Raw genomic sequence first — 14,439 nt, 5'->3', positions numbered from 1 at the left:
AACCCCGCCAATGGCGGGGTTCGTCGTTTTCAATGCTGTAGTTCCGGTCAAGCGGATTTCAGATCCCTCTGCTGTTCCAGCAGTTCCAGTTCGGCCTTGTAGTTGTGGGCATCGGTCTCATTGTGGAACATGCCGACCAGCAAGTCTTGTTGATGCACATCCCAGATCCGTACGCCGGCGGCTACGCCTTCATGGGACATGTGTGAATCGTCGCGTTCAGTTACTTTTACAGTCATCTGCTAGCTCCAATCTCTGTTATCTGCAGCAAGGCGTGTGCAGGACTCTTTTATAAAATTTGTTAGCCTGCTAAGTAAACGCTCGATTCGTGCAACGTATCCTTGCGAAATCTGCAACAGTCCTGGAGCCCGCCAAATACGCGACATTCGGTCGCAGGGCGGTAAGTTGCATGACAGAAGTTTCATTTTGGTCTTGCTGAACCGTGCTTTTTTCAGGGCAAAAAAAACGCCCCGAACCAGTCGGGGCGTTTTCATGTACGGCCTGGCAGGAGGGAATTACTTGCCTGCCCAGCGCTTCAGGACCAGCGTGGCGTTGGTGCCACCGAAACCGAAACTGTTGCTCATCACGGTGTCGATCTTCGCGTTTTCCTGAGTCTTGGTCAGAACCGGCAGGTCGGCCACTTCCGGATCCAGCTCGTCGATGTTGGCGGAACCTGCGATGAAGTTGCCTTCCATCATCAGCATGCAGTAGATCGCTTCGTGAACGCCGGCGGCGCCCAGGGAGTGACCCGACAGGCTTTTGGTGGAGCTGATGGCCGGGGCCTTGTCGCCGAACACTTCACGCACGCCTTTCATTTCCGCGACGTCGCCGACCGGGGTCGAGGTGCCGTGGGTGTTCAGGTAGTCGATCGGAGTGTCGACGGTGGACAGCGCCTGCTGCATGCAGCGGATTGCGCCTTCACCGCTTGGAGCCACCATGTCGTAGCCGTCGGAGGTCGCGCCGTAGCCGACGATTTCCGCGTAGATCTTCGCGCCACGGGCCAGAGCGTGTTCCAGCTCTTCGACCACCACCATGCCGCCGCCACCGGCGATGACGAAACCGTCACGGTCGGCATCGTAGGCGCGGGAGGCTTTCTCCGGGGTGTCGTTGCGCTTGCTGGACAGGGCGCCCATGGCATCGAACAGGAACGACTGGCTCCAGTGCTCCTCTTCACCGCCACCGGCAAACACGATGTCCTGCTTGCCCATCTGGATCTGTTCCATGGCGGTACCGATGCAGTGAGCACTGGTGGCGCAGGCAGAAGCGATGGAGTAGTTCAGGCCCTTGATCTTGAACGGAGTGGCCAGGCACGCCGAAACGGTGCTGCTCATGGTCCGCGTTACACGGTATGGGCCGACACGCTTGACGCCTTTCTCGCGCAGGATGTCCAGCGCTTCCATCTGGTTCAGGGTCGATGCACCGCCCGAACCTGCGATCAGGCCGGTGCGCGGGTTGGAAACCTGCTCTTCGGTCAGACCGGCATCGGCGATGGCGTCCTTCATGGCCAGGTAGGCATAAGCCGCTGCGTGGCCGACGAAACGATAGATCTTGCGATCGATGAGCTCTTCAAGGTTGAGGTCGATGGAGCCGGAAACCTGGCTACGCAGACCCATTTCGGCGTATTCCGGGTTGAACCGGATGCCCGGGCGGCTTGCACGCAGGTTAGCGGAGACGGTCTCTTTGTCATTGCCCAGGCAAGAAACAATGCCCAGACCAGTGATAACGACGCGGCGCATGCGGATAACCCTTAGAAGTTGTCAGTGGAGGTGAACACGCCGACCCGGAGGCCTTCGGCGGTGTAGATTTCGCGACCGTCGACAGTCACCGAACCGTCGGCGATGGCCAGGTTCAGCTTGCCCTTGAGGACGCGTTTGATATGAATGTTGTAGGTGACCTTCTTGGCGGTCGGCAGAACCTGGCCGAAGAATTTCACTTCGCCCGAACCCAGCGCACGGCCACGGCCCGGCAGGCCTTGCCAGCCCAGGAAGAAGCCGACCAGTTGCCACATGGCATCCAGACCCAGGCAGCCCGGCATCACCGGATCGCCCTCGAAGTGGCAAGCGAAGAACCACAGGTCAGGGGTGATATCCAGCTCGGCGACCAATTCACCTTTGCCGTACTTGCCGCCGTCTTCGCTGATCAGGGTGATGCGATCCACCATCAGCATGTTCGGGGCGGGCAGTTGCGCGTTACCTGGGCCGAACAGCTCACCGCGACTGCAGCGCAGCAGGTCTTCCCGAGTAAAGGCGTTTTGTTTGGTCATGCGAGCTCCTCAATAATCCCATGCGGCAGGTGGGGCAGATCTTCCCGGCCGATCGACGCGTTCATGCCTCGAACCGGCAGCCTACTCATAGACTATTGCGTTGTAGTGAAAGTCACAGCGCCAAGGACATGAATGTACACTTGTGCACTGAAATTTTTATTCAAGCCCCTTTTGGGGCCCGTTCGGGTGCCTAAGACTGCCGCACTTTCGCTTTTCACGCCAGTCGCAGATGCTCGAAAGGCCCTCTCTACTGCACCCAGCGCTGCAGAATCAGCTGCAGGTCATTGCGTTTGAATGGCTTGGCCAGGTAATCATTCATGCCCGCCGACAGGCAGTTCTCCCGGTCACCCTGCAAGGCGTTGGCGGTCAGGGCGATGATCGGAACATGGCCGCCGCCGGGCAGTCGGCGAATCTGACGGGTGGCCTCGTAACCGTCGATGATCGGCAGGCGGCAATCCATCAGGATCGCCTCGTAGCGGTTGGCGCTTGCGCTTCGCACGGCCTGCATGCCATCGGTGGCGACATTGACGGTAAAACCCAGGCTGCGCAGCATCGCTTCGATCACGGTCTGATTGACCGGGTTGTCTTCCACCAGCAGCACGTTGCGGCCTTCTCCATGAGGATTGCCATCAATTGTGCGCGGCGCCGCCGCCAGTGTCGGCAGGTCCTGCTTATATAGCGCCAGCGGAATTTCCAGGGTGAACACCGAACCACGACCTTCTTCGCTTTGCGCGCGCAAGGTGCCACCCATGCGTTCGGCCAGGGTGCGGGCGATCGGCAGACCCAGGCCGGTACCGCCGTAACGGCGCGAAATCGAGCTGTCGGCCTGCTGGAATGCATTGAACATCAGTTCCAGGCTCTCGGAAGAAATCCCGATCCCGCTGTCGCGCACCGAGCAGGTGAACCACAGCAGTTCGTGATCCAGCGACTGCCACTGCGCCTCGATACTGACGCGACCCTGTTCCGTGAACTTCAGCGCATTGCCCACCAGATTGACCAGAATCTGCCGGATCCTTGTCGGGTCCCCCTGCACCTGCAAGCCTCGCAGATCCTCGGGGATCCGCAGTTGCAAGGCCAGCCCTCGCTGTGCCGCACTGTGCTGAAACGATTGGGCGCACGCGCCGATCAGGTCGGCGAGATTGAACGGTATGTGTTCCAGCTCCAGTTCCGAGCGTTCGATGCGTGAGAAATCCAGAATGTCGTTGATCACCTTGAGCAAGTGCTCGGTGGATTCGGAGGCCAGGGCTGCGTACTCGATCTGCTCCTCGGTCATGTCGGTGGTTTCCAGCAGTTGCAGCATGCCCAGGACACCGTTCATCGGGGTGCGCAGTTCATGGCTCATCATGGCCAGGAAATCCGATTTGGCGTTATTGGCCTTCTCGGCCTCTTCACGGGTCTGGATCAGTTGCGCCATCGCCTGGTGCTGTTCGCGGCTGGCTTGCTCCAGCGCGTGGGCCAGATTGTTGATGTGTTGCGACAAGGCCCCCAGCTCAGTGTCATCGACAATCGGCAGCGGAGTCCTGTAGTCGCCTTCCTGAATCGCCTTGACCGCATCGCTGATATCGCGGATCGGCTGCGAAAGACTGCCGGCCAGCCGCCGTGCCAGAACAAAGGTGAAGAGCAGGGCGAACAGCGCCAGAATCCCGGCCTTGAACAGGATCTCCTGTTGGCGTTGACTGAACGCATCGTTCGACAGACCGACGATCACCCGCCCCAGATAATCCTCGCCGGCAGCGCCGTTGCTGCTTTTTCCGTCCTGAAAGAAATCATTGTGCAAGGCAATCCGTTGCAATCGCACCGGCGACTGGAACACTTCGACCTGATGCGGGCGCTTGTGCGCATCCGAGGGCTGCTCGACGTACGCCAGAATCCGGTTGGCGCTGTCCTGTATTTCGAGAAACCGCACATTGGGCGTAGCCAGGGTGGCTTTGAGCAGGCTTTCCAATACTTCGTTATTACCGGAAATGACCCCGTATTCGGTAGCCGGCGCGAGCTGGTTGGCGATCAGTTGGCCCGTGTGGTTCAGCTCCTGGCGCAAATCCTGGATGCGCACGAAGGTGAAAAAACTGATCAGCAGCAAGGTCAGCAACAGCGCGGGGCCCAGGCTGATCAACTGGGTTCGGGTATTGATGTCCCAACGGCGGAAAATCATGGGTGGCGCTCTCCTTCGGCCAGCTCTGCGGCAACAGACGCTTCATTCATCGGCTCTATCCCTAATGAACGAGCCACCTGCGCATTGCTTGAAACTTTGAAACGCCCGGGGTAGAGCGATCGCGGCCAGGCGGTGGGCGGGTGGTCGAGCAGTTCGTCGAGTACGGTCAGCCAGTCGCTCTGATCGCTGTAGGTACTGGCGAGGCTGCCGGCACGTACGAACGAAACGTTCGGGCCCACCAGGGCCAGCTGCCGCGCATAACTGCTGAGCAGCAGGTTTTTCGCGGTTCTCGGGTTGTACAGGTCGGGATCGTCGAGGCCCAGCAGCACATCGCTGTTTTTCAGTACGGTCTGCAAGGGGCGGTTGTCGTGGGTATTGTCCCAGCGTTGTGGGACGATGTGCAGATTCAGCGGGTTGGCGGCCGATTGCAGTTCCTTGAGGAGGAATTCGCTGTGCTGATCGAACAGCACACCGACGCGTTGCGCCTGAGGCAGGATTCGGCGGATCAACTGCAATTGGCGACTCAGTGGCGGATCGCTCCACAGCAGGCTCAAGTGGGATGGCTGCGCGGTGCCGAAGCGTTGCCGCGCCTGCAGGCGGCTGATCCGCAGAACCAGCGTCGCCGGGCCCTGGCTTTCCTGCATGCGCCAGTCGAGGCTCGGCAGGTCGAGCAGAATCAGGCGTAGGCTGGACGGTAATTTGCCCGGCGCCGGCAGGCTTGCCAGTGGCTGGAAATGCACCCGGTCGGTGGGCCTCAGCTCGCTCAGAGCCTGGACGAACGATTGTACGCCGGGGCTTTCCTCGGCGCCGGTCAGCAGAATATCGGCGGCCTGCACTGCCACGCCGTACAGCCAGGCCGTCACGAAAAGGCACAGCCCGGCCAGCCATTGGCGGGCGGTTGGCATCTTTCGTGACAGGGCGTAGCGCATCCTAGAACTCCAGCTCGGCGCTGAAGTACATCACCCGGCGTTCGTCGTAGTTGTTGTCGACGAAAGTGGTCGGCTCATGATCCAGACGCTGTTGCAGCACGGCGGCCAATTGCAGTTGAGCCTTGCCCAGTGGGATGTTTTTGGCGATTCGCGTGTCGACCCGTTCGAAGCGATATCCGTTGAGCGCGTTGTCGCCGTAATAGAAGAAGGCGCTGTTCCAGCCCCGGCCCCAGTCGCGCAGCCAGCCGGCCGAACCGCTGTTGCGCGCCGTGAACTGCTGATCCAGCGGGTTGCTGGCTTCGGCGTCGACGAAGGCATAGGTCAGGCGCAATCGGTCGATCGCGCTCAGGCGCCAGTCCAGTTGTGTTTCGGTGCCGCGAAAGCGTGAATCGTTGGCGTTGCTGGCGATGAACTGGTTATTGCGCAGCGGCTCGCTGATCATCCCGGTGATTTCGTCGTAGAACAGTTTCACGTCCAGCGCCAGGCCCCATTCCGGGAAAAAGCCGTTGTAGCCCAATTCCCTCGAGCGCATGTGCTCCTGGTCAAGATCACCCGGCCCCCGAGTCTTGACGAAGTAGCGGGCCGACGTCTGGCCATAGGCGGAGGGGCGCAGGTTGGTCACCTGATAACTCCAGTTGACGTTGTTCTCGAACATGTCCGGCGAGCGGATGGCTTCGGAGTACACCGCACGCAAGCTGTGGCGCGGATTGATCAAGTAGTTGATGGCAAACCTGGGTGTCAGCGAACTGCCGATCAAGCGGGTGTTCTCGAACATCGCGCCACCCTGCAGCAGCCAGTGTTCGCTGGCGCGCCATTCCAGTTGGCCAAACGCGCGCCACGTGGTGTCGTCCAGCGTGCCGTTGAAATAGGTCTCTGAATCGGCCCGGTCGTAACGATAGTTCAGGCCGCTGACCAGGCGCAGACTGTCGGACAGGCTGAGCGTGTCCTGCAATTCCAGGTCATAGCGCGATTCCCGGGCGCTCTGATCGATGTCGCCACACAGGGTCCGGCTGGCGCCGTTGCGCCATTGATCGAGTACTTGATTGGCCAGGGCCATTTCCGTTGGCGTGCCGGGGGCTGCACCGGGCCCGATGAACCGGGTGATGTTGCGCGCCAGTTGCTCGGTGTAATTGGGGTTGAGTTGCCACAGCTGCGTCAATTGCGGGCTGAACGAGACTTCCGCGTCGCAGGCGCGCCAGGTCTGCTGGCGGTCCCAGTGTTGTGCCGAGCCTTGTACGTAAAGGCTGTGATCGGGGTTGATGTCCAGATTCCAGCGCACGGAACCGGCGTAATCCTTGGCGATCACGTCGGAGTTGTTCCCGGCAGCGGTAATCCCGGAGAACACCGGGCGGTAGGTATAGGGTCGCTGGTTGGTCCCGTCCTTGGCGTTGAGCTGCCAGTCCACGCTCTGGTTGTCGCTCAGCATCTGGCTGACCGCAAGGCTGAAGCGGTTCAGGCGACGGCTGTCACGGTAGTCGGCGCCGGTACGGTCGCTGTCGAAGCCGTCGTCCTCCTGGCCGGACAGCGACAGGCGCAGGTCGCCGCCGTTCCAGCCTGTGCCCTGACTGGCGTAGAAGTCGTTGATGCCTCGTTGGCCACGGGTGATTTTAAGGCGTGTGCCGTGGCTGTCGGCCGGGTTGCGGGTGATGATATTGACCACCGCCATCAGCGCATTGGCGCCGTAACTGACGGTGTTCGGGCCGCGAAAAACCTCGATGCGCTCGATGTCCTCCATGGCCACCGGAATGTCGCTCCAGTCCACCGTAGCCAGACCGGCGCGGTACACCGAGCGGCCGTCGATCAACACTTGCATGCGCCGGGCTTCGCTGGCGTTGGTGCCGTGATAGTTCACGACCGCCTGATTGCCGCTGATGTTGCCGACCATCATCCCCGGCACCAGCCGCAGTAACTCACTGATGTCCCGGGCACCGCTGGCGTTGATCAGTTCGCTGTCAAGCACGGTCATGCTGCCGGGGATTTCCGCCGGTGACTGTTTCAGGCGAGTGGCCGTGAGAATCCGGGGCAGGGCCTCGCTATCGAGAAACAGGTCGTCCGCGAACAGCATCGGGCTGAACAGCAGCGCCAGCAGCAGGGACGAGCGCGAGGAGGGAGTGCCAGAAAACACGACGCGGCCTTGATAGCAAAGAATTGGCGCGCATGTTAACCGAGGACAGTGACTTTTCCAGTCACGTTGCGGGCATTTTCCACGGCTTTATTGGTCTTCTTCCTACAAGTGCGGGTAATTGACGCCGGGGCTGTCCGAGAAGGGGCCGCTCCGTATAATGCCCGCATCGCCACTGGTATGGATTAACGGATTACATATGACTGAACAGCGCCCGATTGCGGTCCTGGGAGGCGGAAGTTTCGGTACCGCCGTGGCCAATCTGTTGGCCGAGAACGGCCATCAAGTCCGGCAGTGGATGCGTGACCCTGAACAGGCCGAGGCCATCCGGGTCAATCGCGAGAACCCGCGTTACCTTAAAGGCATCAAGATTCTGCCGGGCGTGACGGCCGTCACCGACCTGCAGGAAACCCTCGATGTCTGCGAGTTGTGCTTCGTCGCGTTGCCATCGAGCGCACTGCGCACGGTTTTGGCGGCGCATGCCGAGCGCCTGAGCGGCAAGATGCTGGTCAGCTTGACCAAGGGCATCGAAGCCCACACCTTCAAACTGATGAGCCAGATTCTCGAAGAGATCGCCCCACAGGCGCGCATTGGTGTGCTGTCCGGGCCGAACCTGGCACGGGAAATCGCCGAGCACGCGCTGACTGCCACGGTGGTCGCCAGTGAAGATGAAGCGCTGTGCAAGGCCGTGCAGGCTGCGTTGCATGGTCGCACCTTCCGTGTCTATGCCAGTGCCGACCGCTTCGGCGTGGAACTGGGTGGTGCACTGAAAAACGTCTACGCGATCATCGCCGGCATGGCGGTCGCGCTGGAGATGGGTGAGAACACCAAGAGCATGCTGATCACCCGCGCCTTGGCCGAGATGACCCGGTTTGCGGTGAATCAGGGCGCCAATCCGATGACCTTTCTCGGTCTGGCGGGGGTCGGTGACCTGATCGTTACTTGCTCGTCGCCGAAGAGTCGCAACTATCAGGTCGGTTTCGCCCTTGGCCAGGGGTTGAGCCTCGATGAAGCCGTATCGCGTCTCGGTGAGGTCGCCGAAGGGGTCAACACCCTGAAAGTGCTCAAGGCCAAGGCCCAGGAGGTCGGTGTGTATATGCCGCTGGTCGCCGGGTTGCACGCGATCCTGTTCGAGGGGCGCACGCTGGAGCAGGTGATCGGCCTGTTGATGCGTGCCGAACCCAAGACCGACGTCGACTTCATTTCCACCAGTGGTTTCAACTGATTGCTACTGATTTCAGAGCGGGGGAGCTAGACATGAACGATCCGAAAACCGAAGCCGCGTACGAATCCATCCTGCTGCGGGTGCTATGGATGATCGTCTACATCGTGGTCTGGCAGGTGGCGCAGTTCATCCTCGGTGCGGTGGTACTGGTGCAGCTTGTGTATAGACTGATCTATGGCGCCCCGAGCGCCGGTCTGATGAATTTCGGCGATAGCCTGAGCCAGTTCCTGGCCCAGATCGGCCGGTTCGGCACTTTCCACAGCGACCAGAAACCCTGGCCGTTCGCCGACTGGCCGGCGCCGCGTACTCCGGAAGGTGAGGCGCCACACGTTGTCGCGCCGGCACCGCATCCGGCCCGGGATGAGGAACCCAAGCTATGAAACTCTGGGTATTGCGTCACGGCGAGGCCGAGCCCTATGGCTCGCGCCCCGATTCGGAGCGGGAACTGACCGCTCACGGTCGCAAGGAAGTGCTCAGCAGCGCGGCCCGCTTGATGGGACAACCACTGACAGCGATCTACGCAAGTCCCTACTTGCGGGCACAGCAGACCGCACAGCTGGTGCGTGAGGCGCTGGGCTTCGAGCCGGAAATCCGTACGGTCGAATGGCTGACCCCGGAGGTCGATCCGGATCGTGTTGCCGAGCAACTGGTATCGGTGAGCAATGTGCTGCTGGTCAGCCACAATCCGTTGGTGGGCAATCTGCTGAGTTACTTGCAGCATGGCGCCGGCTATCCTCCGGAAAAGGTCAGTACCGCCGGACTGGCCGAGCTTGAGCACAGCGAATTGCTGATCGGCTCGATGACGCTCAACAGCCTTAAACATCCTTGAAATCTTTTGTTTAAAATAGTCAACCAAGCACTTGCTTGGTTGACTACGCTTGCTCCATTCCAAAAGAAAGGAGCGAGTCGCATGTCTGCTGCTTTTCGATTGCCGCTGGACGTGTTTTACGAACGCGAGGCCCGGCACCCGCGCCAGCGCTACCTGGTGCAGCCCATCGGCGCCGGGCAGGTCGAGACGCTGACCTGGGCCGATGTCGGCCATCAGGCCCGCTGTGCCGCACACTGGCTGCGCTCCCGGGAGTTGCCGCCGGGCAGCCACATCGCGCTGATCTCGAAAAACTGCGCTCACTGGATCATTGCCGACCTGGCGATCTGGATGGCCGGGCATGTTTCGGTGCCGCTCTATCCCAACCTCACTGCCGATTCGGTCAATCAGGTCCTCACCCACTCTGAAAGTGTCCTGGCGTTCATCGGCAAACTGGATGACTGGACGGGCATGTCGCCCGGGGTGCCGGCGGATCTGCCGACCATCAGTCTGCCCCTGCACCCGCCGGGCGAGTTCGATTTCAATTGGGGCGACCTGCAACGCTATTCACCGATCCTGGACGATCCCCGCCCCGGCGCCGAGCAACTGGCGACCATCATCTACACCTCCGGCACCACCGGTCTGCCCAAGGGCGTGATGCACAGCTTTGCCAACCTGGGTTTTGCCGCCACACGCGGCACGCAGCTGTTCGGCCTCAATGAAAACGATCGTTTGCTGTCCTATCTGCCGCTGTGTCATGTGGCTGAACGAATGTTCGTCGAACTGGCGTCAATCTATACCGGGCAAACAGTGTTCTTTGCGGAGAGTCTCGATACTTTTCTCGATGATCTTAGACGGGCACGGCCGACGGCGATGTTTGGTGTGCCGAGGATCTGGACCAAGTTCCAGATGGGCGTCTACAGCAGGATCCCGGCAAAACGCCTGGACTTTCTCCTGGGCCTGCCCTTCATCGGCAAGCGAATCGGCCACAAGGTGCTGGCCGGATTGGGACTGGATGCCTTGCGCGTGGCGCTGTCCGGCGCGGCACCGGTGCCGCTGACCTTGTTGCGCTGGTATCAGAAACTCGGGTTGGAGGTGCTGGAGGTCTATGGCATGACCGAAAGCTGCGGCTATTCGCACATCTGCCTGCCGGGGCAATACAAGGAGGGCTGGATCGGCCGGCCATGTCCTGACGTCGAGGTGCGAATCGACGAGTCCGGCGAAGTGCAGGTGCGCAGCCAGGCCAACATGCTCGGTTATTTCAAGGAACCGCAGAAAACCGCCGAGACCTTGACCGCCGACGGCTTCCTGCGCACCGGCGACAAGGGCGAACAGGACACCGACGGGCGCTTGCGTCTGACGGGGCGACTCAAGGAAATCTTCAAGACCAGCAAAGGCAAGTACGTCGCTCCCGCACCGATCGAAAATCGCCTCGCCGTGCATACCCGGATCGAGCAGGTCTGCGTGGTCGGTGATGGTCTGAGTGCACCGCTGGGGTTGTGTGTGCTCTCGGCTGCCGGGCATGAAGAGGCGCGGCCGCAACTGCATTCGAGCCTGGAAAAGTTGCTGGAGGAGGTCAATGCCGTCCTCGACAAGCACGAACGGCTGCGCCGTCTGGTGGTGGTCAAGGACAGTTGGGCGGTGGAGAACGGCTTTCTCACGCCGACCCTGAAGATCAAGCGCAACGTCATCGAAGACACCTACGGCGCGCGCTTCGAAGAATGGAGCGAGCGCAGCGAGGCGGTGCTGTGGCAGGATTGAGCGACGATCAAAACAACAAAGGAAGCCTGCGATGACCTTGTGGCGCACCACTCCGAACATCGAGCAGTTGAATGCCATCCAGAAGAACACCATCGGTGAGGTGTTGGACATCCGTTTCGATTCCTTCGACGAAGAGTCCCTGACCGCCAGCATGGTGATCGACCATCGCACCCATCAGCCTTATGGCTTGTTGCATGGCGGTGCGTCAGTGGTGCTGGCCGAAACCGTCGGCTCCATGGCCAGTTACCTGTGCATCGACGCCAGCAAATTCTATTGCGTGGGCCTGGAGATCAACGCCAACCATCTGCGTGGCTTGCGCAGCGGGCGAGTGACAGCGGTGGCCAGACCGATTCATATCGGCCGTACGACTCATGTCTGGGACATACGTCTGACCAGCGATGAAGGCAAGGCCAGTTGTGTGTCGCGGCTGACCATGGCAGTAGTGCCACTGGGCGAACAGCCACCGGCGCGCTGACCGATCCTTCATGGCACTGACCGGACTGTCATCATTCCTGGCAGTTACGGTCATTGCCGTGATGCGCGGTCTTACGGACAATCAACGCCACGTTTACCGCCCATGGATTTACCCGTATGTCGCAACCGATCTTCTTCGCCCACGCCAACGGCTTCCCTTCCGGTACTTACGGCAAGCTGTTCTCGGCGCTGGCGCCGGAGTTCCGGGTGACGCATCTGGAGCAGCATGCCCACGATCCGCGTTTTCCGGTGGGTGACAACTGGTATCACCTGGTCGACGAACTGATCCATCACCTGCAGCAGCAAGACGAGCCGGTGTGGGGCGTTGGCCATTCATTCGGCGGAATGCTGCACCTGCACGCAGCACTGCGTTGCCCCGAGTTGTATCGCGGGGTGGTGATGCTCGACTCCCCGGTGTTGACCCGCACCGATCGCTGGGTAATCCGCGCCGCCAAGCGGTTTGGTTTCATCGACAAACTCACCCCGGCCGGCCGCACGCTGGGACGGCGTGAAGAATTCGCCGACCTCGACAGTGCCCGCAGCTACTTTGCCGGCAAGACCCTGTTTCGCGGTTTCGATCCCGAGTGTTTCGACGCCTACCTGCAACATGGCCTGCACCAGGTCGGCGACAAGCTGCGCCTGCGCTTCGATCCGGCCACGGAGATCAGCATCTATCGCGGCGTGCCGCACACCAGTCCGGGGCGAACCCGACAGCTCCAGGTGCCGCTGGCGGTGGTGCGCGGGCACAAGAGCCGGGTAGTGATGAACCATCACACCCGGTTCGTCGGCCGTCTGCCTCACGGAGAATCGCTGACGGTGCCAGGCGGTCATATGTTTCCCCTTGAGCGTCCGCAGGACACCGCGCAGTTGCTGAAAAACCTGTTCGCTCGCTGGGAAAACCGCCAGCAAAAGGCCTGCGCATGAGCCCGGCGGTCGAAGAAGTTCGCCTGAGCCTGCCGCATATCGAGCTGGCGGCGCACATTTTCGGCCCGGAAGACGGGGTGCCGGTGATTGCCCTGCACGGCTGGCTGGACAACGCCAACAGCTTCGCTCGTCTGGCCCCTCGACTCAAAGGCTTGCGAATTGTCGCGCTGGACATGGCCGGTCATGGCCACTCCGGGCACCGCCCGGTCGGCGCGGGTTACGCGTTGTGGGATTACGCCCATGATGTGCTGCAAGTCGCGGAACAACTGGGCTGGCAGCGCTTCGGCCTGCTCGGGCACTCGCTGGGGGCGATCGTTTCGCTGGTACTGGCGGGCTCGTTGCCGGAGCGCATCACCCATCTCGCATTGATTGATGGCGTGATTCCGCCCACAGATAAAGGCGAAAACGCCGCCGAACGCATGGGCATGGCGCTGCAGGCGCAACTGGATCTGCGCGAGAAGCGCAAGCCGGTCTACAACACTCTTGATCGGGCCATCGAAGCACGCATGAAAGGCCTGGTGGCGGTCAGCCGTGAAGCCGCCGAACTGCTGGCACAACGAGGTCTGATGCCGGTGCCCGGCGGTTACACCTGGCGCACCGACAACCGCCTGACCCTGCCATCGCCGCTGCGTCTGACCCAGGAGCAGGCGATGGCGTTCATCCAGCGCCTGGCCTGTCCTGCACAACTGGTGGTAGCGGCTGACGGCATGCTCGCCAAACATACAGAGCTGCTGGAACGTCTACCCTTCAGCCGGGAACAGCTGCCGGGCGGGCACCATCTGCACCTGAACGATGAGTCGGGCGCGATGCTTGTCGCAGACTGTTTCAATCGGTTCTTCGCCATTTCTTGACTTGCCTTTGGCAACTGTCGAGGCTGGGCGGGTTGAAACGGGAGACAACCACAATGGATTTCCACACTGCAGCGAAACTCAATCGCCCTGAAGGCGCCTCGGGCATGCTGATCCGATGAGCCGGCCGATGCGATTCTTCAGTCTGCTGGCGCTGTGCTGTTTCAGTCCCGTGCTGCTCGCGGCCGACCTGCCGGGCAGTCAGGATCTGCCAATCGTGCCGCGACTGGCCGATGCGCAGATCGTCGACTATCGCCCAACCGCAACCCTGGAGCGGATTTACCCGCTGGGTTCGATCCGCAAGATCAGCGGCCAGCTGCGTTTCGACGGTCAGGTCGGTGCCCGCGGACAAACCACCTCGGTCACCTATGAACTGCCGCCGGAACACTCCGCCACCGAAGCCTTCACGCTCGCTCGCGAAGCCTTGCAAAAGCAGGATGCCGAGCTGTTGTTCTGGTGTCAGGCCAGGGATTGCGGCGAAAGCAGCCTTTGGGCCAATGAGGTGTTCGGCAACGCCAAGCTGTACGGCGCCGACGAGCAGCAGGCCTATCTGCTGCTGAGGCTGGCGGCGCCTCGCGACAACACGCTGGTGGCGCTGTACGGCATCACTCGCGGCAATCGCAAAGCCTATCTGCATGTCGAGCAGTTCGAGGCCGTCACACCGTTGGGAGAGTTGTTGCCGACCTCCGCGACCCTGTTGCGCCAGTTGAAGGACACCGGTGAGCTGAAGTTGCCAAAACTGACCGGTGATCCCGACGACACCTGGTTGCGTCTGCTGTCCCGTGGCCTGAACCTCGATACCACGTTGCGAGTGGCGGTGTCCGGGCCAAAGGCCGAGGTCTGGCGTCAGGCGCTGATCACGCAGGGCGTGCGCGCAGCACGTATGGAGACCGGTAGTGTCGAAGGCAATGGCCTGCGCATCGATCTGTTGCGATAAGG

General features: G+C 61.1%; 14 protein-coding genes. 8 read left to right on the top strand and 6 right to left on the bottom strand.

Going from position 1 to position 14,439, the window contains the following annotated elements:
- Positions 1-47: 47 nt before the first annotated feature.
- The 6 genes from ACK6BI_RS10895 to ACK6BI_RS10870 form a co-directional block, all read right to left on the bottom strand.
- Positions 48-236 carry a hypothetical protein gene (locus tag ACK6BI_RS10895; RefSeq protein WP_065261673.1) on the bottom strand — a complete coding sequence of 63 codons (189 nt, stop codon included), beginning with the start codon at positions 234-236 and terminating at the stop codon, positions 48-50.
- 276 nt (positions 237-512) lie between these two features.
- Positions 513-1,733, bottom strand: coding sequence for a beta-ketoacyl-ACP synthase I (gene fabB, locus ACK6BI_RS10890; protein WP_409317073.1), 1,221 nt, complete (start codon positions 1,731-1,733; stop codon positions 513-515).
- A gap of 11 nt (positions 1,734-1,744) precedes the next feature.
- Complete coding sequence (gene fabA / locus ACK6BI_RS10885; protein WP_065258881.1) at positions 1,745-2,260, bottom strand: 3-hydroxyacyl-[acyl-carrier-protein] dehydratase FabA; 516 nt, start codon at positions 2,258-2,260, stop codon at positions 1,745-1,747.
- A 247-nt stretch (positions 2,261-2,507) separates the two neighbouring features.
- Entirely contained in the window at positions 2,508-4,412 is a 1,905-nt protein-coding gene (locus ACK6BI_RS10880) for an ATP-binding protein (RefSeq protein WP_409317072.1), read from the bottom strand.
- Positions 4,409-5,341 (bottom strand): ABC transporter substrate-binding protein, encoded by a 933-nt coding sequence (locus tag ACK6BI_RS10875; RefSeq protein WP_260520586.1) that lies wholly within the window; start codon positions 5,339-5,341, stop codon positions 4,409-4,411. Before ACK6BI_RS10875 ends, ACK6BI_RS10880 begins: the two co-directional genes overlap by 4 nt.
- Position 5,342: 1 nt before the next feature.
- Positions 5,343-7,406, bottom strand: a complete 2,064-nt coding sequence (locus ACK6BI_RS10870) for a TonB-dependent receptor plug domain-containing protein (protein WP_409317173.1) — start codon at positions 7,404-7,406, stop codon at positions 5,343-5,345.
- 256 nt (positions 7,407-7,662) lie between these two features.
- Here ACK6BI_RS10870 and ACK6BI_RS10865 point away from each other — a divergent pair, with 256 nt between their 5' ends.
- From ACK6BI_RS10865 to ACK6BI_RS10830, 8 genes are all read left to right on the top strand, one after another.
- Positions 7,663-8,688, top strand: a complete 1,026-nt coding sequence (locus ACK6BI_RS10865; RefSeq protein WP_409317071.1) for an NAD(P)H-dependent glycerol-3-phosphate dehydrogenase — start codon at positions 7,663-7,665, stop codon at positions 8,686-8,688.
- Between the two features lie 32 nt (positions 8,689-8,720).
- Entirely contained in the window at positions 8,721-9,068 is a 348-nt protein-coding gene (locus ACK6BI_RS10860) for a DUF4389 domain-containing protein (protein ID WP_409317070.1), read from the top strand.
- The gene (gene sixA / locus ACK6BI_RS10855) at positions 9,065-9,517 is read left to right on the top strand and encodes a phosphohistidine phosphatase SixA (protein ID WP_007957806.1); all 453 of its coding nucleotides are present in this window, start codon (positions 9,065-9,067) and stop codon (positions 9,515-9,517) included. The genes ACK6BI_RS10860 and sixA overlap by 4 nt, the downstream gene beginning before the upstream one ends.
- Before the next feature lie 81 nt (positions 9,518-9,598).
- A complete protein-coding gene (locus tag ACK6BI_RS10850; protein WP_409317069.1) occupies positions 9,599-11,254 on the top strand; it encodes an AMP-binding protein in 1,656 nt (551 codons plus the stop codon).
- A 31-nt stretch (positions 11,255-11,285) separates the two neighbouring features.
- The gene (locus ACK6BI_RS10845; protein WP_409317068.1) at positions 11,286-11,729 is read left to right on the top strand and encodes a hotdog fold thioesterase; all 444 of its coding nucleotides are present in this window, start codon (positions 11,286-11,288) and stop codon (positions 11,727-11,729) included.
- Positions 11,730-11,845: 116 nt separating this feature from the next.
- The gene (locus tag ACK6BI_RS10840; protein ID WP_409317067.1) at positions 11,846-12,652 is read left to right on the top strand and encodes an alpha/beta fold hydrolase; all 807 of its coding nucleotides are present in this window, start codon (positions 11,846-11,848) and stop codon (positions 12,650-12,652) included.
- Positions 12,649-13,503 carry an alpha/beta hydrolase gene (locus tag ACK6BI_RS10835; protein ID WP_409317066.1) on the top strand — a complete coding sequence of 285 codons (855 nt, stop codon included), beginning with the start codon at positions 12,649-12,651 and terminating at the stop codon, positions 13,501-13,503. Before ACK6BI_RS10840 ends, ACK6BI_RS10835 begins: the two co-directional genes overlap by 4 nt.
- A 127-nt stretch (positions 13,504-13,630) precedes the next feature.
- Entirely contained in the window at positions 13,631-14,437 is an 807-nt protein-coding gene (locus tag ACK6BI_RS10830; RefSeq protein ID WP_409317065.1) for a DUF4892 domain-containing protein, read from the top strand.
- Positions 14,438-14,439 lie beyond the last annotated feature (2 nt).

Origin of the sequence: Pseudomonas sp. KCJK9016, assembly GCF_046231795.1 — a bacterium.
Classification (GTDB): domain Bacteria; phylum Pseudomonadota; class Gammaproteobacteria; order Pseudomonadales; family Pseudomonadaceae; genus Aquipseudomonas; species Aquipseudomonas bananamidigenes.
This window is presented reverse-complemented; position numbering and strand designations above follow the sequence as displayed.